Below are 25,236 nucleotides of genomic sequence, written 5' to 3'. Positions count from 1 at the left end.
GGTGTCGTCTTTCCCGTTGTCGTCACTGCGGCGCGAGACTGCTCGCGACCGCGCGCGGATCGTGCTCACGCGAAACTTGCGCGCCCGGCCCGCGGCCGGCGGGCGCATCCGAATCGTCGGCGCCGCCCCGCTCCTTCGCAGGCCCTTCGGCCCGGCTGTAATTGAGGATGGTGTTCACGAGCGCAACATGCGTGAACGCCTGAGGGAAGTTGCCCACCAGCCGCTGGGCCTTCCCGTCGTACTCCTCGGACACGAGCCCGAGGTCGTTGCAGATGCCGATCAGGCGCTCGATCAGCGCGCGGGCTTCCGCGCGGCGGCCGAGGCCGATCAGGTTGTCGGCGTACCAGAACGTGCAGGGCAGGAACGCGCCCTCGTTGCCGGGCAGCCCGTCCGTGGTCTGCCCTTGCGTGTCGTAGCGCAGGATGAAGCCGTCGCGCATCAGGTCCCGGCCGATCGCCTCGACGGTGCCGACCACGCGCGGGTCGTCCTGGGGCAGGAAGCCCATATGGGCGATCAGCAGCAGGCTCGCATCGAGCTGCTTCGAGCCGTAATACTGCACGAAGCTGTTGAGCTCCGGGTCGAACCCCTTCTCGCACACCTCCGCGTGGATCCGGTCGCGGATCGCCTTCCAGCGCGCGACCGGTGCGTCGGGGGCGCCGGGCTGGCCGGCGTGGCTGCGGATCGCGCGGTCGAAGGCGACCCAGGCCATGACCTTCGAATGGACGAAGTGCTTGCGGCCGCCGCGCACCTCCCAGATGCCCTCGTCCGGCTCGCTCCAGACCTTCTCCAGATGTGCGATGATCGCCAGGCCCACGCGCCAGCCGTCCTTGTCGGTCGGCATGCCGCGCATCCGCGCCTGGTAGAGCGCGTCGAACAGCTCGCCGTAGACGTCGAGCTGGAACTGCGACACCGCGGCGTTGCCGACCCGGACAGGCTTCGAGCCCTCGTAGCCGGGCAGCCAATCGAGCTCGATCTCGGGCAGCAGCCGCTCGCCGGCGATGCCGTAGAGGATGTGCGCCTGCTCCGGATTCCCGGCCACCGCGCGCTGCAGCCAGTCGCGCCACGCCCGCGCCTCCTCGAGGAAGCCGCCATCCATCAGCGCCATCAGGGTGAAGGTCGAGTCGCGCAGCCAGCAGAACCGGTAGTCCCAGTTGCGGACGCCGCCGAGCGACTCCGGCAGAGAGGTCGTGGGCGCGGCCACGATGCCGCCGGTCGGCATGTAGATCAGCGCCTTCAGCGTCAGGAGCGAGCGCTTCAGCATCGCGTCCCAGGGCGTGCCCTTCGCGCAGCGGTCGGACCAGTCCCGCCAGAACTGGTCGGTGGCGGCCAGCACCTTGCGCGGCTCGATCGGGGGCGGGTCGTCCTCGTGGCTGGCGCCGTAGCTCAGGGTGAAGGCGACCGACTCGCCGGCATGGACCGTGAACTCCGAGACCGTGGTCTGCCCATGGCCCCTGAGATGCGCCTTGGTGCGCAGGACCGCCTTGTGCGGGCCCGAGATCGCCCGGAGGTCGCCGAGCTCGTTGTGCGACACCCACGGCACGGCCGAGCCGTAATCGAAGCGCATCGCGAGATCCATGCGCATCGCGACGCGTCCGTGCAGCCCCTCGACGAGGCGGATCAGGTGCGATCCGTCGCCGGCGGGCATGTAGTCGATGACCCGGACCTCGCCCTCGCGGGTCTTGTGGTGGGTCTCCAGAACGAGGCTGCCTTCGCGGTAGGCCCAGGTGGTCTCGACATGCCCGGCCTGCGGCGCGAGGCGCCAGAATCCGTGCTCCTCGGTGCCGAGGAGGGAGGCGAACAGGGCGGAGGCATCGAAGCGCGGCCAGCACAGCCAGTCGACGCTGCCCTGCCGGCTGATCAGCGCGGCGGTGCGGCCGTCGCCGATGAGCGCGTAATCCTCGATGCGTGCGGCCATGAAGCGGATCCGTCGCGGCCGGCGACAGCAGCCGTCCGATGCACTGCACCTAGGTCGACGACGCGATGCGGTCCAGGGCGCGCCCGGGAAATCCGATGGTGGGGGCGGTGCGGGTCGGATCGCGGCCCCGGTCGGGCGGCCGCACTGCAGCATCGCGCGGGATTCCGGGCCGCCTCAGTTGAGGCGGTCGACCAGGAGCGCGACCGAGCTGCCGAGCGACGAGGCCCCGCTGCGCAGGTAGGCGGCGGCATCCCCGACGACGCGCGCGGCCGGGGCGAAGGGGAGGGCGAGGTCCGGCAGCAGGCCGTCGCGGGCCTGCGCCTCGACGGGCGCGGGCCGGACGATCTCGGAGAACGGGTCGGGCCGGCGCGGCGGCCCCTCCGCGCAGCGCGGGGCGGTGCAGGCGCGCCGGAGCGGCGCGGCGGTCGCCACCCGGGCGACCGGATGCGGGGCGGCCGCGGTGCGGATCTCCGGCAGGACGAAGCTCGGCGGCACCTGCGCGAAGGCGATGGCGGCCGGCAACCGGGGCAGGGCGGCCTCGACCGGAGCCGCCGCATGGAAGGCGTGGGGCGCGACCGAGGCCGCCGGAACCGGAGCGGGCGGCGTCGGAGCCGGCTCGCGGCAGATCAGCGAGCCCGCGCCGAGGACGAGCGCCGTCACCAGGGTCGGGAGGAAGGGGAGGGAGAGGCGGCCGGAACCGCCACCGTCGAGGGCCGCGAAGGGGTCTGGCTTCGACATCCGATCCTTCGAACCTCCGCACCGTCGCGACGGCCACAGAGATGCCCTGCATTTGCGGCGGAAGCTGGACCGTTTCCTTTCCGCTCGGTTGCGCGGCGCGATCAGGGCCGCGGGGCGAGCGCCTCGGCGCGGCGCTTCCGCCGGAACGGGGCACGCCGCTTGCCTTGCGACACGGCCGGCGGCATGCGTCGCGGCCACGCTCCGACTTGCTGCCCCGTCTTGCTGCCCCGTTTGCCGCCCAACGCCGGGCCCCGATGACCGAAACCAGCCTCACCGTCGCCGTGATCGATCCGAGCCGGGCGCGTGCCGCGATCCTGGAGGAGGGCCTGCGCGCCGCCGGGATCGGCCGCGTCGTGGTGATGGCCGACACCGCCGACCTGATGGAGCGCGTCGCCGCGCTCGCCCCCGACGTGGTGGTGATCCACCTGGAGAGCCCGAGCCGCGACATCCTGGAGCAGATGTCGGGGGTCGCGCGCCACGTCGAGCGGCCGGTGGCGATGTTCGTCGACCGCTCGGACGCCACGATGATGCAGGCGGCGGTCGATGCCGGGATCTCGGCCTACGTCGTCGACGGCCTGCGGCCCGAGCGGATCAAGCCGATCCTCGACATCGCGATCCTGCGCTTCAACGCGTTCTCGCGGCTGCAACGGGAGCTGTCGGAGGCGCGGGGCGAGCTCGCCGACCGCAAGCTGATCGAGCGCGCCAAGGGCATCCTCATGAGCATGAAGGGCCTGTCCGAGGACGAGGCCTACAAGCAGCTGCGCAAGAAGGCGATGAACGAGAAGCGGAAGATCGCCGACATCGCGCGGGCGATCGTCACCGCGGCCGACCTGCTCGGATGAGGGCGCGATGAGACTTCGCAGATGAGACTTCACCTGGGCTACGTGCCCCTCTGCGACGCGGCCCCCGTGATCGCCGCCCACGAGATGGGCTTCGCCCGCGCCGAAGGGCTCGATCTCGACCTCACCGCCGAGCCGTCCTGGGCGACGCTGCGCGACCGGCTGGCGCTCGGCTACCTCGACGCCGCGCACATCCTGGCGCCGCTGGCGCTGGCGAGCGCGCTCGGGCTGTCGGGGCCGCCCTCCGACCTGATCGTGCCGCTGTCGCTCAGCCTGAACGGCAACGCGATCACCCTGTCCGGCAGCCTCTGGGCGGCGATGGCGCCCGAGAGCGAGCGCCTCGCCGATGTCGCCCGCGCCTTCGCCCGGGTCGCGCGCGCGGGGAGGCAGGCCGGCAAGCCGCTGACGCTCGGCACCGTCCACCCGTTCTCCTCGCACACCTATCAGCTCCGGCTGTTCGCCGAGGCCGGCGGCCTCGACCCGGCCGCCGTCCGGCTGGTGGCGGTGCCGCCCCAGCACAGCGTCGAGGCGCTGTCGCGCGGGATCGTCGACGGCTTCTGCGCCGGCGCGCCCTGGAACGCGGCCGCGGTCGCGGCCGGCCTCGGGCGCATCGCCGCGCTCGGCTGCGAGGTGGCGCCGGACGCGCCCGAGAAGGTCCTCGCGGTCGCGCCGCGGCTCGACGGCGCGATCCCCGCCCTGGTGCGGGCCGTCGCCAGGGCAGGGCGCTGGTGCGCGGACCCGGCGAACCGCTCCGAGCTCGCCCACCGACTCGCGCGGCGGGCCTATCTCAACCTCGATCCCGCCCTGATCGCCCGCACCCTCGAGGGCACGATCGTCCTCGACGGGACGGGTCTGCAGCGCGAGGCCCCCGACTACCTGCGCCTCGACGCGGCGGCGCAGGAGCCGCGCGCCGCGCATGCCGGCTGGGTGCTGGCGCAGATGAAGGCGGCAGGGCAGGGGCCGCTCGACGACCTCCTGCCCGCCGCGGAGGCGGTCTACCGCCCGGATCTCTACGCGGCGGCCGGACTATCCCCCGCCTGAGACCTGCGGGACGCCCGCATCCGACGGAATCGCCTGCGAGGAAACGGAACGCGGAGGCCGCGACGTCGTTATCGTCATGCCATGCCAGGTTGCCGCAAGCTCGACACCGCCTCGTCCATTCCCGCCTCGCGCGGACGCGTGGACCTCTCGGCCTATGTCCGGCACCGGGGCCGCGCGCCCCGGGCGATGAACGACAACCGGCGGGCGCGGGCAGCGCACCCCTGGCGGTGGGTCCTCCTCATCGGCGCCGTCCCCGTCGTCGGCCTGATGGCAGCCCTCTCGACCCTCATCTAGCCGACCCCCGGGCACAAGCCTCCTGGACGCTCGCGCCCCCCCCGCCGAGCGTCCTTCCCGCGGTCGACGGGCCCGCGACGCTGCGCGGTCGAGTCGAGGGTGCATCGCGGGCCCCTGCCCGATCGGGCTTCATTCGCCTCATCTTTGTGCAGCGCACATCCTCCGCGCGAAACCGGGCACCGACCGCTCGGCCGTGCCCGGCAGAGCGCGCGAGCCTCGTCCCGCCGAACTGGCACGGAACCTGCTGAGGTGATCCGACCCGTCAACGACGACGGGCAGCACCGTCAGCGAGGCCGCTGAACCGATGTCTCCTCGCGGGCGGCGACGCTTGCCGGGAGGTCGATCGGCGGCGGCTTTTTTCGTGGCGGACGTGCCCGGCGCAATCGAGGACGAGACCCTTCCACCGATGCTCACAGCCCAGACGGATCAGGTTCCAGCCGCGGAGATCCCGCGCGAGAGGCTCGTCGTGGTCGGCAACGGCATGGCCTCGCTGCGGTTTCTCGAGCGGCTGACCGAAGGGTCGCCCGGCCGCTACGACGTCACCGTGGTCGGCGCCGAGCCGGTGGCCGCCTACAACCGGGTGCTGCTGTCCTCGCTCCTCGGCGGCGAGGTCGACGAGGCGGCTTGCGCCTTCCGCGGGATCGACTGGTACGAGAGCCACGGCATCCGCCTGATCACCGGCGCCCCCGCCACGCAGGTCGACCGCGAGAACGCGCTGGTCGTGGTCGGCGAGACCCACGTCCTGCCGTTCGACAAGCTGGTGCTCGCGGTCGGCTCCGTGCCGATCCGCCTGCCCAAGCCCGGGATGGACCTACCCGGCATCATCACGTTCCGCGACCTGGCGGACGTGTCGGCGATCCGGAAGGCGGCGGTCCAGCACGCCAAGGCCATCGTCATCGGCGGCGGCCTGCTCGGGCTCGAGGCGGCGGTCGGGCTGGCGCGGCTCGGCGTCGACACCACCCTGCTCCACGTCATGGACCGGCTGATGGAGCGGCAGCTCGATCATTCCGCGGCCGCCCTGGTCCGCCGGGCGATGGAGGCGCGCGGCGTCAAGGTCCTGCTCAACGCCGACACCGACCGCGTCGAGGGCGACGGCCGCGTCGAGCGCCTGATCCTGGCCGACGGCACGGTGCTGCCGGCCGATCTCGTCGTCATGTCGGTGGGCGTGCGCCCGAACCTCGCCCTGGCGCAGGGCGCGGGGATCGAGACCGGGCGCGGCATCAAGGTCGACGACCGGATGACCACCTCGGACCCGCGGATCTTCGCGCTCGGCGAATGCGCCGAGCATCGCGGCATGGTCTACGGCCTCGTCGAGCCGGCCTACGAGCATGCCGAGACCCTGAGCCGCCACCTCTCCGGGCTCGAGGCCCAGTATTCCGGCACGGCGCTCTCGACGAGCCTCAAGGTCTCGGGGCTGCCGGTGTTCTCCGCGGGCGTGGTCGACACGCCCGACACCGCGGAGGCGATCGTGATGAGCGATCCGGGCGCCGGCCTCTACCGCAAGCTCCTGGTCGAGCGCGACCGCCTGATCGGCGCAGTCTTCGTCGGCGACATCGGCGAGCAGGGCCTGTGCAAGACCCTGATCCGCACCGGCGCGCCGGTGGGGGATCAGATCGACGACCTGATGTTCGGGCGCCCCGCGGCGCCCCCGGCCGAACCCCTCGCCAAGAATCTGGCAGCGTGAAGGAGGCAGACCATGGCTGAAGACTTCAACGCCGAACAGCAACGCTACCTCGAAGGCTTCGCCTCGGGCGTCGCCGCCGCCCGTCTCACCGGCGGCCTCGCCCTCGGCCAGGGCGGTCCGCCGCCCGAGCCGACCGGGCCGGACGCGATCCACATCAAGGCGCAGGACCGCACGGTGAAGGCCGGCGGCAAGCTCTGCGAGCAGGAGAAGTGGAAGCGCGCGGAGAACCCGTTCGAGGGCCACAACCGGCTGAAGGTGGAGGCCGCCACCGGCAAGGCTCCGAAGCCGGAGGACAACTTCCGCTGGCGCTACCACGGCCTGTTCTGGGTCGCCCCGAACCAGACCTCGTTCATGGCGCGCCTGCGCATCCCCAACGGCATCCTGCACCATTGGCAGTTTTCCGGCGTCGCCGACCTCGCCGACGCGCATGGCGGCGGCTACGTCCACGTCACCACGCGGGCGAACCTCCAGGTGCGCCACATCGCGCCCGAGCATGCCCAGCCCTTCCTCGACGGGCTCGTCGACATCGGGCTGACGGCGCGCGGCGCGGGCGCCGACAACATCCGCAACGTCACCGGCTCGCCCACCGCCGGGATCGACGCCCAGGAGCTCCTCGACACGCGTCCGCTCGCCAAGTCCTGGAACAACTGGATCATCAACGACCAGTCGCTCTACGGCCTGCCGCGCAAGTTCAACGTCGCCTTCGACGGCGGCGGCATCGTCGCGGTGCTGGAGGAGACCAACGACATCGGCTTCCAGGCGATCGAGGTGCTGGAGGGCGCGGGCGTCGCGCCGGGCGTGTGGATGCGCCTGGTGCTCGGCGGCATCTCCGGCCATCGGGACCTCGCCCGCGACACCGGCATCGTGCTGAGGCCGGAGGATTGCAACGCGGTCTCGGATGCGATCATCCGGGTGTTCATCGAGAACGGCGACCGGACCAACCGCAACAAGGCGCGGATGAAGTACGTCCTCGACGCCTGGGGCTTCGACAAGTACCTCGCCGCCGTCGAGGAGAAGCTCGGGCGCAAGCTCGACCGGGTCGACCCCGCCCACGTCGCGCCGCGCCGCACCACCGACCGGTTCGCCCATGTCGGCGTGCATGCGCAGGTCCAGCCCGGGCTGAACTGGGTCGGCGTGATCCTGCCGGTCGGCAAGATCATGAGCGACCAGGTCCGCGCGCTCGCGCGGATCGCGCAGGAATGCGGCGACGGGCAGATCCGCATGACGGTCTGGCAGAACTTCCTGTTCTCCGGCGTGCCCGACGCCAAGGTCGCCGAGGTGGAGGCGCGGGTGCAGGCGCTCGGGCTCACCACGAAGGCCGCCGGCATCCGTGCGGGGCTCGTCGCCTGCACCGGCTCGAACGGCTGCAAGTTCGCCGCCGCCGACACCAAGGGCGACGCGATGATCATCGCCGACCACGTCGAGGCCGCGCTGCCGGAGCTCGACGTGCCGGTGAACGTGCACGTCACCGGCTGCCACCACAGCTGCGCCCAGCACTACATCGGCGACATCGGCCTGATCGGTGCCAAGGTGGTGGTCTCGGAGGAGGGCGACACCGTTCCGGGCTACGACGTCGTGGTCGGCGGCGGCTTCGCCGAGAACCCGAAGATCGGCACCGAGATCTGGACCGCGATCAAGGCGGAGGACGCGCCGTCCCGCGTCGAGGCGCTGCTGCGCACCTACCTCGCCCGCCGCACCGGGCCGGACGAGAGCTTCCAGACCTTCACGGCGCGCACCGGGCCGGAAGCCCTGCGCGACCTTGCCGAAGACCAGCCAGCCCTCAAGGCAGCCGCATGAGCGAGCACGTCTCTCCCCCCCTCGTCCTCGTCCCCGAGAACGCCCCGTTCTCCGCCGACCAGCGCTCGTGGCTGTCGGGCTACTTCGCCGCCCTCCTCGGCCCGGCGGTCGAGGGCGCCACCGCCCTGGCCCCCGGCGACATGGCCGGCGGCCCCAAGCTCGCCGACAACGACGACGCGCCCTGGCACGACCCGTCGCTGCCGATCACCGAGCGCATGGAGATGGCCAAAGCCCGGCCCGAGCCGCAGAAGCTCATGGCGGCGATGGCGCAGCAGGATTGCGGCCAGTGCGGCTACAATTGCGCCGACTACGCCAACGCCATCTTCCTCAAGAGCGAGGCGCGTCTGAACCTCTGCCAGCCCGGCGGCAAGGAGACGCTCCGGATGCTGAAGAAGCTCGACGAGGAGTTCGGCACGGGCGACGCCGCCGCGCCGGCCGCGGCCGCAGGCGAGGCGGCGGCGGACAAGGCCGCCGACCTCGGCCCCCTCGGCTTCTGCCGCGAGAACCCGGTGGAGGCGATCTTCCTCGGCCGCCGCCGGCTCAACGAGCCGGGCGGCGAGAAGGAGACGTGGCACGTCGAGTTCGACCTTAGGGACACGCCGATCAGCTACGAGGCCGGCGATTCGCTCGGCCTGTTCCCGGCCAACGCGCCGGCGCTCGCCGACGCGGTGATCGCCGAGCTCGGCGCCCGCCCCGAGCGGGTGATCGGCGGCAAGACCCTGCGCGACCGGCTGATCGCCGACTACTCGCTCGGCGCCGCCCCCGACGGGCTCTACCAGCTGCTCTCGCTGCTGACCTCCGGCGAGGCCCGGCGGAAGGCCAAGGCGCTCTCGGCCGGCGAGGACCCGGACGGCGACGCCGCCTATCTCGACGTGCTCGGCGCCCTGCACAAGTTTCCCGGTGCGCGCCCGGACGCCGAGGTCTTCCTCGAATCCCTCGACGAGCTGCAGCCGCGGCTCTACTCGATCTCGTCCTCGCCGAAGATGGATGCGGGCAAGGTCTCGCTGACGGTGGACGCGGTGCGCTACAACCACCGCTCGCGCCTCCGGCTCGGCGTCGCCTCGACGCATCTCGGCGAGCGCATGCCCGAGCAGACCCGGGCGAAGATCTACCTGCAGAAGGCGCACGGCTTCGGGCTGCCGAAGGACCTCGCCACCGACGTGATCATGTGCGGCCCCGGCACCGGCATCGCGCCGTTCCGGGCCTTTCTGCGCGAGCGCGCCGCGACGCAGGCGCCTGGGCGCAACTGGCTGTTCTACGGCCACCAGCGCCAGGCGAGCGACTTCTTCTACAAGGACGAGCTCACCCGGATGCGCGACGACAAGGTGCTGACGCGCCTGTCGCTGGCCTGGTCGCGCGACGGCACCGAGAAGACCTACGTCCAGGACCGCATGCGCGAGAACGGCGCCGACCTGTGGAAGTGGCTGGAGGGGGGCGCCCACTTCTACGTCTGCGGCGACGCCAAGCGCATGGCCAAGGACGTGGAGCGCGCGATCATCGACGTCGCCGCCCAGCACGGCGGCAAATCCCCCGACGAGGCGGTGGCCTATCTCGGCGCGCTGAAGAAGGCCGGGCGCTACCAAGCCGACGTGTACTGAGCCGACAGGGCCGCCCTCCCGCTCGCGCGGGAAGGGCAGCTCTGGCAGAGCCCGGCCCGACTCTTGCTGCCTCCGCCGGCGCCGGCCGACGTCGTGAATACGAGGACCCTGCCATGACCGTGCACGTGCCGGAGCCCCAGGTCTCGAACCAGCAGGGCGCGAACCAGGCTGCGGCGGTTCGGACCACCTGCCCCTATTGCGGCGTCGGGTGCGGGGTGATCGCGACGCCGGACGGCAAGGGTGGCGCCGGGATCGCCGGGGACACCGCGCACCCGGCCAATTTCGGCCGCCTGTGCTCGAAGGGCTCGGCGCTCGGCGAGACGCTGGGCCTGGAGAACCGCCTGCTGCACCCGCACGTCGACGGCGCGCGGGTGTCGTGGGAATCGGCGCTTGGCACCGTCGCCGGCGCCTTCCGCCGCACGGCCGAGACCCACGGGCCGGACGCGATCGCGTTCTACCTGTCCGGGCAGCTGCTCACCGAGGATTACTACGTCGCCAACAAGCTCGCGAAGGGCTTCCTCGGCACGCCGCACGTCGACACCAACTCGCGCCTGTGCATGTCGAGCGCGGTCGCCGCCCACCGCCGGGCCTTCGGCTCCGACACCGTGCCGGGCTGCTACGAGGACCTCGACGAGGCCGACGTCATCGTGCTCGTCGGCTCGAACACCGCCTGGTGCCACCCGATCCTGTTCCGCCGGATGGTGGACGCGCGCACGACGCGCGGCACCAAGCTCGTGGTGGTCGACCCGCGCCGGACCGAGACCGCGGAGGAGGCCGACCTGTTCCTCGGCCTCAGGCCCGGGACCGACAGCGCGCTGTTCTCGGGCCTGCTGGTGCATCTCGACCGCATCGGCGCGTGCGACGCCCGCTTCGTGACCGACCACACCTCCGGCTACGAGGGCGCGCTCGAGCGGGCGCAGTCGATCGCGCCGACGCTGGCCGCCACCGCGGCGGCGACCGGCCTGTCGGAGGCGGACGTCTCCGCCTTCTTCGACCTGTTCGCCGCCACGCAGCGCGTCGTCACCGCCTTCTCGCAGGGCGCGAACCAGTCGGCGCAGGGGACCGACAAGGGCAACGCGATCATCAACTGCCACCTCGCCACCGGGCGCATCGGGCAGCCGGGCGCGGGGCCGTTCTCGCTGACCGGCCAGCCCAACGCCATGGGCGGGCGCGAGGTCGGGGGGCTGGCCAACATGCTGGCCGCCCACATGCACTTCGCGCCGGAGGAGGTCGACAAGGTCCGCCGCTTCTGGAACGCGCCGAACCTCATCACCGGCGAGGGGATGAAGGCGGTGGCGCTGTTCGACGCGGTCGCGCGCGGCAAGATCAAGGCGCTCTGGGTGATGGGGACCAACCCGCTGGTCTCGATGCCGCAGGCCGACACGATCAGGGAGGCCCTGAAGGGCCTCGACCTGCTCGTCGTCTCCGAGGTGATGGCCGATTCCGACACCGCCCGCGCCACGGCCCGGAAGACCGTGCTGCTGCCGGCCCTGGCCTGGGGCGAGAAGGACGGCACGGTCACCAATTCCGAGCGCCGGATCACGCGCCAGCGCCGCTTCCTCAAGGCGCCGGGCGAGGCGCGGCCGGACTGGGCGGTGCTCGCCGACGTCGGGCGCCGCCTCGGCCACGGCGCCGCCTTCGGCTTCACCTCGGCGGCGGCGGTGTTCCGCCAGCACGCCGCGCTGTCGGCGTTCGAGAACAACGGCACCCGCGACTTCGACATCGGCGCGCTCGCCGACATCGGGGACGCCGCCTACGAGACGAACCTGCCGGTGCAGTGGCCGCTGACGAAGCGCGGCGGCACGAAGGCGCGGCTCTTTTCCGACGGCCGCTTCTTCACCTTCGACAAGCGCGCCCGCTTCGTCGCGGTGCAGGCGCCGGCCCTGGCGCAGGCGACGAGCGCGGCGATGCCCTTCGTGCTCAACACCGGCCGGGTGCGCGACCACTGGCACACGATGACGCGGACGGGGAAGAGCCAGCGGCTCTCGGCTCATCGCCCGGTGCCCTTCGTCCAGGTGCATCCGCGCGACGCCGCCGCCGCGGGCCTGACCGAGGGCGGCCTCGCCCGGGTCTCGACCGCGCACGGCGCCGCCGAGCTGGAGGTGATCGTCACCGAGGCGGTGGCGCCCGGCAACCTGTTCATGCCGATGCACTGGAACGATTCGAACGCCTCGATGGCCCGCGTCGGGGCGCTGGTCCGCGGCGTGCCCGACCCGCTTTCGGGCCAGCCCGAGCTGAAGGCGACGCCGGCGGCGATCCAGGCTGCCGCCTACCGCTCGCGGGGCTTCCTGCTCAGCCGCGACCCGGTCGCGGCGCCCGCCGGATGGTGGTGGGCGCGCGCCACGATCGCCGGCGGCGCGGGCCTGCAATTCGCCACGCAGGACGGGTCGCGCGAGGCCATGCTGCTGATGCGCGGCTTGTTCCAGGGGCTGGAGCTCGCCGAGTACGCCGACCACGCCCGCGGCCGCTACCGCTGCGCGGTCTACGACGGCGAGCGCCTCCTCGCCTGCCTCGCGTTCGGTCCCGACGCGGGCCGGCCCGACTGGGAGGCGGCCAAGGCCCTGTTCGCGGAGGCGGTGCCCGGCGCGGCCGAGCGCCGCGCCCTGCTCTCGGGCCGCGCCGCCACCGCCGGGGCGGGGCCGGTGGTCTGCGCCTGCCACGGGGTCGGGCTCGACGTCATCACGGCGACCATCGCGGGCGGAGCGGGCTCCGTCGAGGCGGTGGGCGCGGCCTGCAAGGCCGGCACGAATTGCGGCTCGTGCATCCCTGAGATCCGCAAGCTGCTGCCGGAGGCGCTTGCGCGCGACGCCGCGTAGCATCAGGTTCGTCCGTGACCCTGCCGAGATCCAAGCCGACCCTCATGAGCACGCCCCGCCAGCCGCGCGAGACCCGCGCCGGCCTCGAGCCCCTCGCCGTCCTACCCGTCTTCGTGCCGCTGCAGGGGAAGCGCGCGGTGCTGGCCGGCTCGAACGGCGGCGCGCCCTGGAAGGTGAAGCTGCTCGCCGCCGCCGGCGCCCACGTCGACGTCTACGCCGCCGAGCCGAGCGAGGAGATGCGCAACGTTCCGGGCGAGATCGTCGCCGGCAGCGTGACCCTGCACGAGCGGGCCTGGACGCCGGACGACCTGTGGGGCTCGGCCTTCTGCATCGGCGCGATGGAGGACGAGGCCGAGTGCGTCGCCTTCGTCGCGGCCGCGCGCGGCACCGGCGCCATCGTCAACGCCGTCGACCGGCCGCATCTCTGCGACGTGAAGTTCGGCGCCATCGTCAACCGCTCGCCGCTGGTGGTGGGCATCTCGACGGAAGGCGCGGTGCCGGTCTTCGGGCAGACCGTGCGGGCGCGCATCGAGGCGATGCTGCCGCGCGGGTTTTCGCGTTGGGTCGCGGCGGCGCGGGACTGGCGCGAGGGCGTCACCGCCCGCTTCCACGGGTTCAGCGAGCGCCGCGGGTTCTGGGAGCGCTTCTCGGACCTGGCCTTCGCCGAGCCCGACCGGGCCCCGACGCAGGCCGACCTCGACAGGCTGCTCGCGCAGACCGAGGCCGCGCCGAAGGGCGGGGCGGTGACGCTGGTCGGCGCAGGGCCGGGCGATGCCGAGCTGCTGACGCTGAAGGCGCTGCGGGCCCTGCGCAACGCCGACGTCATCCTCTACGACGACCTCGTCGCCCCCGAGATCCTGGACTACGCCCGCCGCGAGGCGCGCACGATGCTGGTCGGCAAGACCGGCCACGGCCCTTCCTGCCGCCAGGACGACATCAACGCGCTGATGGTCTCGCTCGCCAAGTCCGGCAAGCAGGTGGTGCGCCTCAAGTCCGGCGACCCGCTGATCTTCGGCCGCGCCGGCGAGGAGATCGAGGCCTGCCGGCAGGCCGGCATCCCCGTCGCCGTGGTGCCCGGGATCAGCGCGGCGCAGGGCGCGGCCGCCTCCCTCGGCGTCTCGCTCACCCACCGCGACGCGGCGCGCCGCCTGCAATACGTCACCGGCCACGACCGCCGCGGCGCGCTGCCGGACGACCTGAACTGGGGCGCGCTCGCCGACCCTTCGGTCACCACCGTGGTCTACATGCCCAAGCGCACCCTGCGGGTGCTGCTGGAACGCGCGGTGGCCGAAGGCTTGGCACCGGCGACGCCCGCTCTGGTGGTGTTCAACGCGACGCGGCCCAACCAGGCGGCGCTGCGGGGCACGGCGGCCGATCTCGCGGAGCGGGTCGAGGCTTCGCTCCTCGAAGGACCGGCGATCCTGATGGTGGGCGACGCGCTCAAGGAACAGAGTGTCGCGGACTGCGTCGAGCAGGCGCAGATCGCGATCTAGACCCGGCCGCTTCCCGTCTGCGACCAGCCCGATCGTGACGCCGGACGCATCGTGAGGGCGTCGCGCGGGCACCTGCCGAACCGGGTTCCAGGCCAGGGAGGCGCACGACGGAACGCGGGCCTGAGGCAAAGCGCCGGGGGCCTCCGAGGTGCCCCGACCTTGCCTCCCGCGGCCGCCCATGCTGTTCCAGCGGCCGTCGCGAGAAGGTCACCTCCATGCGCCGCGCCCTCCTGCCCATCATCGCCTTCGTGCTCGGTTTCGTCGGGCTCACGGCGGCGGCCGTGTTCACGCTGATGCCGGAGCGGACGGAGGTGGCGGCCTCGAGCGTCGGCGGGCCGTTCGCGCTGATCGACCAGGACGGCAAGGCGGTCACCGAAGCCGACTTCGCGGGCGCCACGCACCTCGTGTTCTTCGGCTTCACCCACTGCCCCGACATCTGCCCGACCACGCTGCAGCAGATCTCGGACGTGCTGGCGGCGTTGGGGCCGAAGGCCAAGGCGATGAAGGTCGCCTTCATCACCGTCGATCCCGAGCGGGACACGCCGGCGAGCCTCAAAGCCTACCTGTCGAGCTTCGATCCGCGGATCGCCGGGCTCACCGGCAGCCCGGCGCAGGTGGCGGCGGCCGTGAAGGCCTACCGCGCCTACAGCCGCAAGGTGCCGGGCAAGGACGGCGACTACACGATGGAGCACACCGCGCTGGTCTACGTGATGGACGGCAGGAACCGCTTCCTCGGCGCGCTCAACCTGATGCGCCCGGCCGACGAGACCGCGGCGGAGCTCGCGCGGCGGATCTGAGCATCCGGCGCGGGCCTCACGCCGCCGGACGCCGCGGACGCAGCAGGCCGCTGCGCGAGGTGCGCGACAGCCCGTGCTCGGTCTTGTTCCAGCGCGAGGGCGCGCGGACGAACTCGATCACCGCGAGCCACGCGGCGACGCTGACCAGGGCGAAGTAGAGCAGCATCCCGGGCACGAACCACAGCAGGTCCCACCAGCCCCGGCGGATGCAGCCGAGCGCCGCCGGCAGGACCAGAGCCGCGGATCCCGCCAGGAACAGGGTGATCGCGACGGCGAGCGGCAGGTTCGGCCAGGGCTCGGGCGCGGCCGGGATCTCCTGGAGCATGAAGTCGGCGCCCGCCCAGACGAGGAAGATCGGATAGACCAGGGCCGAGGCGACGGCGCCGGGCAGCAGCGTCACGGCGCAGAGCGCGTCGAGGCGCCCGAGCTGCCGGCAGGTCTCGGCGGGGCGGCGGCCGTAGGTGACGGTGGTCTGCAGGAACCCCTTCATCCAGCGGACGCGCTGGTGCAGCCAGGCCGGCAGGTTGTTCGGCGCCTCCTCGATCGTCGCGCTCGGCAGGTCGCCGACCTCGTAGCCGGCGCAGGCCAGCCGCATCCCGAGATCGGCATCCTCCGTGACGTTGCGCGCGTCCCAGCCGTGCAGCTTGTCGGTGACGGACACTTCCAGCCACAGCCCGTTGAGGGCCGGCATGATGTTGAAGCCGCCGGAATTGCGGACCTCCAGAAGCGGGCGGCGCCACATGCCGGCTACTCCCAGGGATTGATCGAGGGGAGCACGGTCGGCTCCCGGTCGATCGCCGGAACGATCAGCACCCGGCCGGCCGGCAGGAACAGGCCGCCGGCGGCGAGGCCCGGATTGGCCTTCAACAGCGCTTCGAGATTGCCGCCGCCCTCCGTACCGAGCATGGCCTTGGCGACCACGTCGAGGCGATCCTCTTCCTGTACGGTGCGGGTTTGGGCGATCGTCATCCGAACAGCCCTCCGGCGGTCCGGCCGACGATCAGCAGCTCGACTTCGAACTCGTGCCGGCGGCCGATGCCGTCAGGGGCGATCTTCTCCTCTTCGTGTCCCAGACGGTGGACGGCGACCTCGCCCATCATCTCGCCGACCAGCCCGGAGGCGAGGCGGATGTACGGGACCACGTCCTGATCCTCGTGATGGGCCTTCAGTGCGGCATAGTTCTCCATGCCGCCCATCACCTGCGGCCGGGCGGCCAAGTGCAGCGTGATGATCCGCGGCCCCTGGCCGGTCGGCTGGTAGAACGGCTCGTCGTCGAAGACGGCCTGCTCGGGCCAGTGCGTCTCGGAGCGGTAGCCTACCTTCTGCAGGTTGAGCCCGATGACTTCGAGGATGGCGCTGCCAATGGCGCATAGGGGGATGCTCATGCGACCTCGGCCCCCGTGTCGTGGAGCGCGCTGTCCCGGCTATCGCGGGCGCGTCGGTCGGCCACACGCTGGACCTCCCGATGCAGGCCGGCCACGTCGCGGACGGACGCTCTTGTCCTTCGTGGTGGCGGCCCGCTTTTCCAGCACCGCGGCGGCGTCCCGCGCCTTGGTTGCAGCCTCCCGAGCATCGGCCGCGTCCTTCGTGGCGCGCTCGACGATCTGCCGTGCCGGATCCTCCGTCGGGGCCTCGCCGTACAGGAGGTCGACGCCCTTTTTCACGAGGGGGCCGCCCAGCTCCATCGTCTTCGTGACGAAGCGACCCATCGGGTCGCCTTTCTCCCCGTCGGGCTTCTCAGCGTCGCGGAGCTTCTGGCGGCGCTCCAGGTTGTCCGCCATCGCGATCGCCTTCTCGATCGCGTTGTTGATCCCCGGCAGCGCCCAACGGCCCATGCGGTCGCCGATGTCGCCAGTGAGCGCCTTCAAACGCTCCAGGTGGTTGGCCGTCGTCGCGAGCTGGACGTCGAGGTTGCCGCCGAGTGAGTTGTTGTAGTTCCTCGGGCTCTTCAGGAGGTCGAGCTGCTTGCGGAACTCGGGTACGGATTGACTGAAGCGAGCCAGCTCGTCCCACCATTCCTGGCCCATCATCTTGGTCGCGACCTTGGCCGGCTCGGCGTGCTTGGCCAGGCGGTCGAGGATGTCGAGCATGGTCCCGCCGGCATCGCGCTTCATGCCGTCGGCGACCTTCTTGACGGTCAGGCCGAGCATCTCGAAGCCCTCGGCGATGCCCTTTGAGCCCTTGCCGCCGCTCCCGGCGGTCGCGAGCTTCGAAGTGAAGGCACCGAAGAACCGCGCCGCGATCTCGGACTGCATGCCGCCGGAGCGGAGTGCGGTGAGCGCGGCCAGGCTGGTGTCGGTGTCCACGCCAGCAGCCTTCGCGGGCGCGGCCGCCCGCTGCATCATCTCGACGATGTCGGCTTCCTTGGCTGCGGAGTTGTCGCCCAGCGCGTTGATCTTGTCCGCGAGGGTGTCCATTTCGGCGATCGTGTACTGGCCGGCGGACTTGATCTCGGCGAGCTTCTGGGCCGCGTCGCGGGGCGTCATGTCCCAGCCGATCGAGGCCTTGGCCGCGAGCCGGACGTAGCGCTCCAGGTCGGCGAACTTGATGCCGGCGGCGCCGGCCTCGGCCGTCAGCTCGGCGAGCCCCTGGCGCGGAAGCCCGAGTTCGATCGCCGTCTTGGCGACCGTGCGCTGCAGCTGCTGCATCGCCGCCGGGTTCTTGTAGGCGTCGGGATTGGTTATCGCGGTGAGCGCAACGCGCTCCGTCGTCTTCCAGCGCCGGAGTGCGTCCTGGACGGTCCGGATCGGGGGCAACGGTACGGTCCGGACGACGCCGCCCGACCTGATGACGGTGAGGCTTTCGCCGAACTTCGCGCTCAGCATCTCGCGGACGTGGTCCGCTGAGAGGTGCGGCTGCCGAGCGATCAGGGCGAGGGCATAGACCCGCACCTGCCCGTTTTCAGCGGTGTCGAGCACGCCGAGCCCGCGCCGGGCGGCGCCGCGATCGACCGCGAGAGCCGCGGTGCGGCCGTCGCGAGCAGCCGCGCGCCAGCGCTGAAGGGTGCGCAGAGTGAGCTTCGGCACCGCCGTGTGGACCCAGGCCGGCAGCGAGAGCCGGCCGGCGGTGTAGTCCGCCACCGCGAGCAGGTCGGCGTTCTGCCGAGGCAGCCGGGCGCTGGCGAAGATGCGTTCGGCCGCAGCAAGGATCGCGAGGCGCGCGTCCCGCCCCTCGGCGGCATCGTCCCGCAGATAGGCGGCGGCGGGCTCGGCCTCGGCCGCCTCGGCGACATCCTCTGGCACCGCGTCCGGGGTGAGACGCGCGACATAGGCTCTACGGGCATCCGGCGGCAGGATGTCGAGGTGAAATTCGAGACCGCCGCCGACGCCGCGCCGGGGACGGGTGAGGCCGGGCCGCATGGCCCAGCCCGAGACCTCGGCGAAAACGTTCACGTTGCGCTTCGTGGCCGGCAGGCCTGGCAACGCGAGATCGGCGATCTCCTGGGCGGTGAGCCAGAGCTTCATGCGCCGCCCTTCCGGGTGGCTTCGATCGCGTCTTCAATGTCGACTTGGCGCGGGTCGCCGATGATCTCGGAGATAGTCGGCATGCGGTCGCGGGGCTTGCGCTCCCGGGCCACGAGGCCGGCATGCTCCAAGAAGCGCTTGCGCCCCTTGGCGTCGAGGCGCTCCCAGTTGGCGACGATGCGCCGGAACAGCTCTTCCTGCGGGTCACCCTCGCCAGCGGGGGCATCGCCGGCCGCCAGCCGCGCTTTCGCGACGTTGGCGGCCTTGCCGTCCCTCAGCAGACGGGCAAGGCGGACCTGACGCTCTGCCGGCTCCGTAGCGATACGCTGGAGGTCGGAGGCATTGCGCGCGGTGTCGGTGCCGCGAAGAAGAGTGATGGCCTCGGGAGAAAGGGCCTCGACAAGAGCTAGAGCAGCCTGGACGGTACGCTCGGACAGGCCACAGCGCTCGGCGGCCTCGGCCGTGAAGCGCTTCGGATCAAGTCGCAAACCTTGCGACTTGATTTTCGCATTGTCCTTCTTGGACTTACGATCTCCGCCATGAGCGGCGTCGGGATGAATTTCAGCCCAGACGCGCTTGTGCTCCGAGAGGAAAACCGCCCGGTCCAAGGCGTTCAGCTCATGCCGAAATAGGTTCTCTTCAATCTCGACCAGGCGCCCTTGGAGGCGAGTGATCGGACGGATCTCGGCGAGGATCGTGCGGCGTCCGAGTAGGCGATAGGCCGCGTGCCGATGGCCGCCGGCGACGAGGCCATACTCTTGGTCGAAGGCGTCTTCGGTCCCACGGGGCCGCACCACGATCGGAGGCGGCTCGCCGCCCGCTTCGAAGTCCGCGGCGAGGGCGGCCGCCCATGCGGGATCAATGTCGCGTAGGCGATCACCATCGTAGATGTCGTCGAGCGGGATCTCGACGATCCGCGCGGCGGCGTTTGAAGAGTGGGCGAGCCGATAGCGCTCCACCAGGGTCTGCATCAGGCGGCCTTACGGGTGCTGGGGCGCTTCGAGAGGGGCAGCAGCTCGTCGTTCGGGCCGAACCAATGCGGCCAGATCTGGTGACGGCTGACGTTCAGATGTGAAGCGATGATGCTGTTGGCGCGGGGCCACCGCTTCGTGAGCGCGGTGCGCAGGCTGCGGTCGGCAAACCCGTTCAGGCGCGACAAAGCGGCCAAGCTGGTCCCGGATTTCCGGATTTCAGCGATGACGTCCTGTGCATGCCAAATCTGGCGACCAACCATGGGCTTCTCCACCGCCAAACCCCGCGTTAACGTCGTTGCGAGTCCTGACTTGTAAGGACATCACCATATCTGAGAGGGTCTGGTCAACCCAGATCTGAGGGAACGTTTAAAAGTGGTTACGGCAGACCCTTCGGATCTGAAGGCCATGGCCCTCCGGCTGGAAGCGGCCATCGAGGCCGCCGGCGGCAAGGCGCACGTTTCGCGTGAAGCTCAGGTGCCCCTGAGCAGTCTCGACCGGTACGTTCGAGCGAAAAGCGAGGCGCCCTCGATGACGCTTGCGCGTATCGCAAAAGCTTGCGGGGTCACCGTCGACTATCTAGTATTCGGCAATAGGATAGATGCCATCCTTGCACCGGCATTGATCGATGTTAAACCATCAACCGAAACGCAGATCGTGCTCTCTGAGGGTAAAGATACCGACGAAGACTCAGGCTTCGTCGCGATCCCACATCTAGAGATTAGGGCTTCCGCTGGTCCTGGACTGGCCTCAAGCCAGCTCGAAACAGATGCGCCACGTCAGATCGCTTTCCGGCAATCGTGGCTTCGTTCTCTCGGCATCAGCCCGTCAAATGCGGAGTTCATCGAAGCGCGTGGCGACAGCATGTTCCCGACGATCCAGGACGGCGATCTAATGCTACTTGATCGCGGCTATGGAGAAGTAGTCAACGGCAAGATCTACGTGCTCGTCGTGAATGGGCTTGTCGTTGTGAAACGAGTTTCACTGCTGGCCTTCGGCGGACTAATGCTGATCTCTGACAATGATCGTTACCCTGCGGAGACAGTGGCTCGCGACGAGGTCAACAATCTCAACTTTCAGGCGCGGGTAGCGTGGTTCGGGCGGCCGATTTAATAAATAATCGGACATCTATTATATTAACCTAACGTCTATACCGGGGTGCAGAGCTTAAATTGGATGGAGTTTAAATTGGCCACCGCCGTTCAACTGAAAGTGAGAGATTTTACCAAAGCAATATTAGATTTTCTCCGCAACTACGCTATTATATTATCTATCGGTGTGCTAGCTACAGTATCAGATGAGCCCTGGATTTATATAGTGTTTTTGGCAACATCTGGCGTCCTATCGGCAAACGCAGTAACTTATTTCCCCATTTTGCCAGTCCGGCAATTTTTCATTGAGCATCCTAGATTAAATTTTAAAAAAGCAGCTATCATAACAATGGTAATATTCAGCGTACCAGTTTTGATACTTTCATTTCTATTTACAAAATCTCTATCGTCAATAATCGAAAGAGAAGTACAGCAAAAACTGGTGAAATCTAAGCCGGCCCTGTTGATGCCGTGTCGTTTTACCCTCGACCTATCGAGCTATCGCTGCCTTTGAAGGCTGAGGGGTCCATCCCTCGGATTTTGACAACCACGAGACAGCAGCATGATGGCGTTTGGATTTCTCTTCGGCCTGGTGAACCTCGCAATCTCGGCGCTATGCCTGCTTTGGTGGGGGGCCGACACGTCGGGCTCCGGAGCGCCAGCGATCGTCGGCGTCCTCTCCTTCAACCTCGCCCTCGCATGGTTGACCCTCGCGGGCCTTGGTCAAGACGCGACCGGTAATCGGACATGGTCGTCTCGACCGGCCCTCCTCGCCATTGGTTTGGCAGTGTTCCTCGGCGGCGGGCTCTTCGTCCAAGCGGCCGTTGGCGGTCGCCGTGCGGAGTTAAGTCACTTCACCGACAGCTTAAAATAATGTCGTCCCCATCCGTCCACAGGGGCTAAAACATCGGTCTTGTTCCTGTTTTGTTCTTGCCTCACGATGACGTTCTCTCAGGAGGAGAACGCCATGTCAGGAACCCGACAGAGCTTCACGGTCCAGACGTTCCGGAAGAAAGGGCAGGGGGTCGAGCCGGAAGAGACGCGGTCGGCGCGCGACGAGCTGCATGCGATAGCGCTTGCCGACCGGCTCGCGCCGGGGTGCATCGGCGTTGTTGCCTTGCGCCAGGACGGCGATCTCGAGTTCGGCGATGTGGACGAACCGGTGGTGCTGGTGGTCCACGGACGCGTGCCGCCGATCTTCCAGGAGCTGCCCTTCTAGGGTGGCGACGCTGGGCGAACTACAAAGCGCCGGCTACCACGGCGTCCGTGCCTTCTGCAGCGAATGCCGGCGGATCTCGGTCCGCTGGTGGAGCTACTTTCCTCTCCCACCGACCACCGAGTTCGCAGCTCTGGCGAAGCGCCTACGTTGCCGGACATGCCAAGCGCGACCGGCACCCGGGGACGTCACGCCTTATTACCACGACACAGCGCATACCGCCGCGCGGACGGACCCTCGACCTAGACCCAAGCCGCGAAAAGACGACGGGATCGTTGGCTGATGAAGCTGTTGGGCTGGCATCGGGAGCAGGATGGAGCATCCCACTTAGCATCCCACTTAGGCCTCGTGACGAAAGCCTTAGAGCGTTAGTTTCGCTGCGCTTTTCGACTTTTCCGTCCATCCTGAGCGGGTTGTGCCAATCATCCCACTTGAACGGTGCTTCCGGGGCGGTCCGTAGGGGACCTTTAAGAGAGGGGGCGAACAGCCTTCAAATCTGTGCCATTTGATCCTGCGCGGCCCGCCGGCCGATTTGGGCCTTCGCCAGCCTCCTAAAGAGTTGTTTAAGCGCTGGAATTTCCGCTCGGTCCCACCAAATCCCGGAAAATTCCGCCTCCCGACACTGTGCCATTCGGTTCTGCACACCACAGCCGGATAGTCGAGCCGGGCCAGCGCCGAGACGAGCCGCGGCACCACGCGGGCCTCGCGATAGAGCGCCACGAGGACGGTGTAGGTCGGCAGGTCGCGGTCGCTCAGGGGCGAGGCGATCGGCGGCGGGACGGTCGGGACGCCGACGAACACGGCGCCGACGCGGAAGATCGCCATCACCAGGAACAGCGTCTGCGCCGCCACGACCAGGATCATCGCGAGGAACGGGGGCAGGGCCTCGAACACCACGATGCCGGCGCACGCCACGAGCGCGACCAGCGCCAGGGCCGGCCCCAGGGGACGGCTGCCGAAGGCCCAGTCCGGCGCCTTCGCCTCGAGGTCGTCGACCGCGTAGCCGGCGATGGCCTCGGGGATCGCCGCGAACAGGGCCGCGCGCAGGCGGGTCGGGCTCGTCACCGCCGGCATCCGCCCGCGCGGGCTGCGCCCGGCGAGCAGCTCGGCGATCTGCCGCCCGCGCGGCGCCAGCACCGCCGGGGCGGGGGCCCCGAGGACCAGCGGCGCCATGCCGAGCGAGAGGCTGTCGGGAAAGCGCGCGCCCATGCCGAGCGGGATCGGCCCGTCGAGGTAGGCCGCGTCGAGCGCGCGGGCGAGCGCCCGGTAATACGGCTCCTCGTCCATCAGCCCGGCCCGCAGCAGCGCGGTCGCCGCATCGGTGCCGCTCGCCTCGGCCAGCGCCGCGGCCCGGCGGAGCAAGGCCGCGTCGACGCCTTCGGCCGCCAGGAACGCGATCTCCGGCGGCAGGCCCGGTGCGCCGAGGGGCGGGCCCAGGAAACGGAGGAACGACACGGGGCCGGCTGCCGTCGGCTCCGGGACGTGCTAAGGCGGGGGCGTGAGCCGGACCCCCTCCCCATCGCGCCGTCGGCGCCCCGCGATCATAGGTGCGCCCGGCCCCGGCGCAAGCACGATGTCCTCGATCAAGACTATTCTCTTAGCCATCGGCCTCTGCGTCGCGACGATGCCGCAGGCGGGCGCCCAGGATCGTGCCGGTCAGGTGCGTGCCGGCCAGCCCGCCGCCGGCAGCCCCGCGCCCGCCGCCGTGACGGTGCCCAACTTCTGGAACCCGCGCAGCCGCGGCGAGCGGGTCGAGGCGCCGCAGACCGGCCGGGCCGTGCGCTTCCTGACCGACGACGAGTTCCCGCCGCTGCACTTCGCAGGCCCCGACGGAAACCCGACGGGCTTCGTGGTGGAGTTGGCCCGCGCCGTCTGCGAGAAGCTGTCGATCACCTGCACCGTGCAGGCCCGGCGCTTCGACACCCTCCTCGACGGCCTGACGGACAAGCAGGGCGACGTCGTCGCCGCCGCGATCCCGCTGACGCCGACGCTGCGGGCGACGTTCTCCGCGACGCGCCCGTATTTCCGGTGGCCGGCGCGCTTCGCCGCCCGCGTCGACCGCGGCCTGCCGGCTCCCTCGGCGAGCGCGCTGGCGGGCAAGTCGGTGGCGGTGGTCGGCGGCAGCGCCCACGCCGCCTACCTCCAGGCGTTCTTTCCCAAGGCCGAGGCGAAGCCGTTTTCCGACCTCGCCGCGGCGGAAGGCGCGGTAAAGCGGGGCGAGGCCGACTACGTCTTCGCCGACGGGCTCGGCCTCGCCCTCTGGGTCGGCGGCCTGGAGGCGGGCAATTGCTGCGCGCTCGTCGGCGGCGACTACCTCGAGAACCGCTACTTCGGCGAGGGCATCGGCCTGATCACCCGGCCCGAGGACGCGGCCCTGTCGCGCGCGCTGGACGACGCGCTGCAGCGGGTGTGGGACGACGGGAAGTACACCGAGCTGTACCTGCGGTTCTTCCCCGTCAGCCCGTTCTGATCCGCATTGCGTCCGGGACCGACGCGTCTCCTTTTCCGCAGGCGTTCCTGCGGGTATCCTCGGCGCGGTCCTGCAAAGGGGCGGTCCTGAAAAGGGGCGATCCCGCAAACGGCGTGCGGCGGCCATGACGGCTCCGAGCCCGTTCGAGCGCATCCTCGCCGCCCGCGTCGCGGACCGTCACCGGACGGCGCGAGGCCTCGCGGCACGGATCGTGTCCGACGTCGAGGCACAGGGTCGCGCGATCAGCCTCATCGGCTCGCTGGCGACCGGGCGTTTCCGGCTGCATTCCGACATAGACCTCCTGGTGCGCGGGCCGATCGATCCGGCCGAACGCGCCGCCGTCGAGCGGGCGGTGGCTGCGGTGATGCGCGGCACCGGCATCCCCTACGACCTGATCGATGCCTGCGATCTCACGCCGTCGCAGCGGGAGGCATTCGAGAAGGCGGTCCCGTGATCGCGTCGCGACTGCCCGCCTTCGCCAAGCCTAGTCCGAAGCTCGACCGCGCGGGCCGCGAGCTGGCGAACCTCGACGCGTTCCTCGCCGGATACGACGCCCTCCCGCCGGAGCAGCGGACGACGTGGGGGCGGCTCACGGCGATCGCGGCCGCCCTTCACAACGCCGACAACGGCATCGAGGACGTGCTGCTCGGCATCGCCAAGGACGTCGACGGGGCCGCACCGACCGGCGACACCTCGCACCAGGACCTGCTCGATCAGATGCGGGCGCAGATACCGGGCCTGCGTCCGGCCGTGCTCGACGACGAGCTCTACGTTTCGCTGATGGAGCTGAAGGGCTTTCGGCACCGCGTGCGGCACAATCACGGGTTCGACCACGACGCCGGCCGGACGGAGCAGAACCGGGCGCTGATGCAAGCGACCTTCCCGAAACTCGTCGAGGCCGTCAGGACGTTGGAGAACCGGCCGACGGGATCGGGGGCCGACGACCCGGCCGAGCGGCCGTAAAAGTCGATTTCGCATCGCGGCAAACCTCATTAGGGTGCCGCACCCGCGA

24 protein-coding genes are annotated in these 25,236 nt (G+C 70.3%); 15 read left to right on the top strand and 9 right to left on the bottom strand.

Annotation, left to right across the window (positions count from 1 at the left end; all coding sequences use genetic code 11):
* Positions 1 to 22: 22 nt before the first annotated feature.
* Both MKK64_RS16390 and MKK64_RS16385 read right to left on the bottom strand, forming a co-directional pair.
* Positions 23 to 1,915: a glycoside hydrolase family 15 protein gene (locus MKK64_RS16390; protein WP_147841742.1), complete on the bottom strand. Its 1,893-nt coding sequence runs from the start codon at positions 1,913 to 1,915 to the stop codon at positions 23 to 25.
* 174 nt (positions 1,916 to 2,089) lie between these two features.
* Positions 2,090 to 2,653 carry a hypothetical protein gene (locus tag MKK64_RS16385; RefSeq protein ID WP_243935952.1) on the bottom strand — a complete coding sequence of 188 codons (564 nt, stop codon included), beginning with the start codon at positions 2,651 to 2,653 and terminating at the stop codon, positions 2,090 to 2,092.
* Positions 2,654 to 2,907: 254 nt separating this feature from the next.
* Between MKK64_RS16385 and MKK64_RS16380 the strand changes: the two genes are divergently transcribed.
* The 8 genes from MKK64_RS16380 (at position 2,908) to MKK64_RS16345 (ending at position 15,012) form a co-directional block, all read left to right on the top strand.
* The gene (locus MKK64_RS16380; RefSeq protein WP_147729847.1) at positions 2,908 to 3,495 is read left to right on the top strand and encodes an ANTAR domain-containing response regulator; all 588 of its coding nucleotides are present in this window, start codon (positions 2,908 to 2,910) and stop codon (positions 3,493 to 3,495) included.
* Positions 3,496 to 3,516: 21 nt separating this feature from the next.
* Positions 3,517 to 4,533, top strand: a complete 1,017-nt coding sequence (locus tag MKK64_RS16375; RefSeq protein ID WP_243935949.1) for a CmpA/NrtA family ABC transporter substrate-binding protein — start codon at positions 3,517 to 3,519, stop codon at positions 4,531 to 4,533.
* Positions 4,534 to 5,233: 700 nt separating this feature from the next.
* Positions 5,234 to 6,511 (top strand): NAD(P)/FAD-dependent oxidoreductase, encoded by a 1,278-nt coding sequence (locus tag MKK64_RS16370; RefSeq protein ID WP_243935947.1) that lies wholly within the window; start codon positions 5,234 to 5,236, stop codon positions 6,509 to 6,511.
* A 12-nt stretch (positions 6,512 to 6,523) separates the two neighbouring features.
* Positions 6,524 to 8,308: a NirA family protein gene (locus tag MKK64_RS16365; RefSeq protein ID WP_243935945.1), complete on the top strand. Its 1,785-nt coding sequence runs from the start codon at positions 6,524 to 6,526 to the stop codon at positions 8,306 to 8,308.
* A complete protein-coding gene (locus MKK64_RS16360) occupies positions 8,305 to 9,906 on the top strand; it encodes a sulfite reductase subunit alpha (RefSeq protein ID WP_243935943.1) in 1,602 nt (533 codons plus the stop codon). The genes MKK64_RS16365 and MKK64_RS16360 overlap by 4 nt, the downstream gene beginning before the upstream one ends.
* 113 nt (positions 9,907 to 10,019) lie before the next feature.
* On the top strand, positions 10,020 to 12,722 hold the full coding sequence (locus MKK64_RS16355; protein ID WP_243935941.1) for a nitrate reductase: 2,703 nt from the start codon (positions 10,020 to 10,022) through the stop codon (positions 12,720 to 12,722).
* Positions 12,723 to 12,766: 44 nt separating this feature from the next.
* On the top strand, positions 12,767 to 14,215 hold the full coding sequence (gene cysG, locus MKK64_RS16350) for a siroheme synthase CysG (protein ID WP_243933151.1): 1,449 nt from the start codon (positions 12,767 to 12,769) through the stop codon (positions 14,213 to 14,215).
* Between the two features lie 215 nt (positions 14,216 to 14,430).
* On the top strand, positions 14,431 to 15,012 hold the full coding sequence (locus tag MKK64_RS16345) for an SCO family protein (RefSeq protein WP_147728976.1): 582 nt from the start codon (positions 14,431 to 14,433) through the stop codon (positions 15,010 to 15,012).
* Positions 15,013 to 15,028: 16 nt separating this feature from the next.
* Here MKK64_RS16345 and MKK64_RS16340 read toward each other — a convergent pair whose 3' ends face one another.
* Genes MKK64_RS16340 through MKK64_RS16315 form a run of 6 tightly spaced genes read right to left on the bottom strand, consistent with a single transcriptional unit; the run spans position 15,029 to position 19,710 of the window.
* The gene (locus MKK64_RS16340) at positions 15,029 to 15,754 is read right to left on the bottom strand and encodes a glycosyltransferase family 2 protein (protein WP_243935939.1); all 726 of its coding nucleotides are present in this window, start codon (positions 15,752 to 15,754) and stop codon (positions 15,029 to 15,031) included.
* Between the two features lie 5 nt (positions 15,755 to 15,759).
* Positions 15,760 to 15,981, bottom strand: coding sequence for a tail protein X (locus MKK64_RS16335; protein ID WP_243935938.1), 222 nt, complete (start codon positions 15,979 to 15,981; stop codon positions 15,760 to 15,762).
* Positions 15,978 to 16,397 carry a phage tail protein gene (locus tag MKK64_RS16330; protein ID WP_243935937.1) on the bottom strand — a complete coding sequence of 140 codons (420 nt, stop codon included), beginning with the start codon at positions 16,395 to 16,397 and terminating at the stop codon, positions 15,978 to 15,980. The genes MKK64_RS16335 and MKK64_RS16330 overlap by 4 nt, the downstream gene beginning before the upstream one ends.
* A 39-nt stretch (positions 16,398 to 16,436) precedes the next feature.
* Entirely contained in the window at positions 16,437 to 18,476 is a 2,040-nt protein-coding gene (locus tag MKK64_RS16325) for a phage tail tape measure protein (RefSeq protein ID WP_243935936.1), read from the bottom strand.
* Complete coding sequence (locus MKK64_RS16320) at positions 18,473 to 19,447, bottom strand: ParB/RepB/Spo0J family partition protein (RefSeq protein WP_243935935.1); 975 nt, start codon at positions 19,445 to 19,447, stop codon at positions 18,473 to 18,475. The genes MKK64_RS16325 and MKK64_RS16320 overlap by 4 nt, the downstream gene beginning before the upstream one ends.
* Complete coding sequence (locus MKK64_RS16315) at positions 19,447 to 19,710, bottom strand: transcriptional regulator (RefSeq protein ID WP_243935934.1); 264 nt, start codon at positions 19,708 to 19,710, stop codon at positions 19,447 to 19,449. Before MKK64_RS16315 ends, MKK64_RS16320 begins: the two co-directional genes overlap by 1 nt.
* 145 nt (positions 19,711 to 19,855) lie before the next feature.
* Between MKK64_RS16315 and MKK64_RS16310 the strand changes: the two genes are divergently transcribed.
* The 4 genes from MKK64_RS16310 (at position 19,856) to MKK64_RS16295 (ending at position 21,757) form a co-directional block, all read left to right on the top strand.
* Positions 19,856 to 20,560, top strand: coding sequence for a helix-turn-helix transcriptional regulator (locus tag MKK64_RS16310; RefSeq protein ID WP_243935933.1), 705 nt, complete (start codon positions 19,856 to 19,858; stop codon positions 20,558 to 20,560).
* A 75-nt stretch (positions 20,561 to 20,635) separates the two neighbouring features.
* Entirely contained in the window at positions 20,636 to 21,052 is a 417-nt protein-coding gene (locus tag MKK64_RS16305) for a hypothetical protein (RefSeq protein ID WP_243935931.1), read from the top strand.
* Between the two features lie 48 nt (positions 21,053 to 21,100).
* Positions 21,101 to 21,412, top strand: a complete 312-nt coding sequence (locus MKK64_RS16300) for a hypothetical protein (RefSeq protein ID WP_243935929.1) — start codon at positions 21,101 to 21,103, stop codon at positions 21,410 to 21,412.
* 93 nt (positions 21,413 to 21,505) lie between these two features.
* Complete coding sequence (locus MKK64_RS16295; RefSeq protein WP_243935928.1) at positions 21,506 to 21,757, top strand: hypothetical protein; 252 nt, start codon at positions 21,506 to 21,508, stop codon at positions 21,755 to 21,757.
* Positions 21,758 to 22,114: 357 nt separating this feature from the next.
* Here the strand turns inward: MKK64_RS16295 and MKK64_RS16290 are convergent, their stop codons facing one another.
* On the bottom strand, positions 22,115 to 23,209 hold the full coding sequence (locus tag MKK64_RS16290) for a hypothetical protein (protein WP_243935926.1): 1,095 nt from the start codon (positions 23,207 to 23,209) through the stop codon (positions 22,115 to 22,117).
* A 169-nt stretch (positions 23,210 to 23,378) separates the two neighbouring features.
* Here MKK64_RS16290 and MKK64_RS16285 point away from each other — a divergent pair, with 169 nt between their 5' ends.
* From MKK64_RS16285 to MKK64_RS16275, 3 genes are all read left to right on the top strand, one after another.
* Positions 23,379 to 24,224 (top strand): transporter substrate-binding domain-containing protein, encoded by an 846-nt coding sequence (locus MKK64_RS16285; protein ID WP_147726597.1) that lies wholly within the window; start codon positions 23,379 to 23,381, stop codon positions 24,222 to 24,224.
* A 124-nt stretch (positions 24,225 to 24,348) separates the two neighbouring features.
* A complete protein-coding gene (locus MKK64_RS16280; RefSeq protein WP_243935923.1) occupies positions 24,349 to 24,678 on the top strand; it encodes a nucleotidyltransferase domain-containing protein in 330 nt (109 codons plus the stop codon).
* Positions 24,675 to 25,187, top strand: a complete 513-nt coding sequence (locus MKK64_RS16275) for a hypothetical protein (protein WP_243935921.1) — start codon at positions 24,675 to 24,677, stop codon at positions 25,185 to 25,187. Before MKK64_RS16280 ends, MKK64_RS16275 begins: the two co-directional genes overlap by 4 nt.
* Positions 25,188 to 25,236: the final 49 nt, after the last annotated feature.

Origin of the sequence: Methylobacterium sp. E-025, from assembly GCF_022829705.1 — a bacterium.
Classification (GTDB): Bacteria; Pseudomonadota; Alphaproteobacteria; order Rhizobiales; family Beijerinckiaceae; genus Methylobacterium.
This window is presented reverse-complemented; position numbering and strand designations above follow the sequence as displayed.

What these genes read in the sequence shown, in the direction of transcription:
- MKK64_RS16390 (WP_147841742.1), bottom strand. Translation starts at nt 1,915, where the DNA reads ATGGCCGCACGCATCGAGGATTACGCGCTCATCGGCGACGGCCGCACC.
- MKK64_RS16385 (WP_243935952.1), bottom strand. Translation starts at nt 2,653, where the DNA reads ATGTCGAAGCCAGACCCCTTCGCGGCCCTCGACGGTGGCGGTTCCGGC.
- MKK64_RS16380 (WP_147729847.1), top strand. Translation starts at nt 2,908, where the DNA reads ATGACCGAAACCAGCCTCACCGTCGCCGTGATCGATCCGAGCCGGGCG.
- MKK64_RS16375 (WP_243935949.1), top strand. Translation starts at nt 3,517, where the DNA reads ATGAGACTTCACCTGGGCTACGTGCCCCTCTGCGACGCGGCCCCCGTG.
- MKK64_RS16370 (WP_243935947.1), top strand. Translation starts at nt 5,234, where the DNA reads ATGCTCACAGCCCAGACGGATCAGGTTCCAGCCGCGGAGATCCCGCGC.
- MKK64_RS16365 (WP_243935945.1), top strand. Translation starts at nt 6,524, where the DNA reads ATGGCTGAAGACTTCAACGCCGAACAGCAACGCTACCTCGAAGGCTTC.
- MKK64_RS16360 (WP_243935943.1), top strand. Translation starts at nt 8,305, where the DNA reads ATGAGCGAGCACGTCTCTCCCCCCCTCGTCCTCGTCCCCGAGAACGCC.
- MKK64_RS16355 (WP_243935941.1), top strand. Translation starts at nt 10,020, where the DNA reads ATGACCGTGCACGTGCCGGAGCCCCAGGTCTCGAACCAGCAGGGCGCG.
- cysG (WP_243933151.1), top strand. Translation starts at nt 12,767, where the DNA reads ATGAGCACGCCCCGCCAGCCGCGCGAGACCCGCGCCGGCCTCGAGCCC.
- MKK64_RS16345 (WP_147728976.1), top strand. Translation starts at nt 14,431, where the DNA reads ATGCGCCGCGCCCTCCTGCCCATCATCGCCTTCGTGCTCGGTTTCGTC.
- MKK64_RS16340 (WP_243935939.1), bottom strand. Translation starts at nt 15,754, where the DNA reads ATGTGGCGCCGCCCGCTTCTGGAGGTCCGCAATTCCGGCGGCTTCAAC.
- MKK64_RS16335 (WP_243935938.1), bottom strand. Translation starts at nt 15,981, where the DNA reads ATGACGATCGCCCAAACCCGCACCGTACAGGAAGAGGATCGCCTCGAC.
- MKK64_RS16330 (WP_243935937.1), bottom strand. Translation starts at nt 16,397, where the DNA reads ATGAGCATCCCCCTATGCGCCATTGGCAGCGCCATCCTCGAAGTCATC.
- MKK64_RS16325 (WP_243935936.1), bottom strand. Translation starts at nt 18,476, where the DNA reads ATGAAGCTCTGGCTCACCGCCCAGGAGATCGCCGATCTCGCGTTGCCA.
- MKK64_RS16320 (WP_243935935.1), bottom strand. Translation starts at nt 19,447, where the DNA reads ATGCAGACCCTGGTGGAGCGCTATCGGCTCGCCCACTCTTCAAACGCC.
- MKK64_RS16315 (WP_243935934.1), bottom strand. Translation starts at nt 19,710, where the DNA reads ATGGTTGGTCGCCAGATTTGGCATGCACAGGACGTCATCGCTGAAATC.
- MKK64_RS16310 (WP_243935933.1), top strand. Translation starts at nt 19,856, where the DNA reads ATGGCCCTCCGGCTGGAAGCGGCCATCGAGGCCGCCGGCGGCAAGGCG.
- MKK64_RS16300 (WP_243935929.1), top strand. Translation starts at nt 21,101, where the DNA reads ATGATGGCGTTTGGATTTCTCTTCGGCCTGGTGAACCTCGCAATCTCG.
- MKK64_RS16295 (WP_243935928.1), top strand. Translation starts at nt 21,506, where the DNA reads ATGTCAGGAACCCGACAGAGCTTCACGGTCCAGACGTTCCGGAAGAAA.
- MKK64_RS16285 (WP_147726597.1), top strand. Translation starts at nt 23,379, where the DNA reads ATGCCGCAGGCGGGCGCCCAGGATCGTGCCGGTCAGGTGCGTGCCGGC.
- MKK64_RS16280 (WP_243935923.1), top strand. Translation starts at nt 24,349, where the DNA reads ATGACGGCTCCGAGCCCGTTCGAGCGCATCCTCGCCGCCCGCGTCGCG.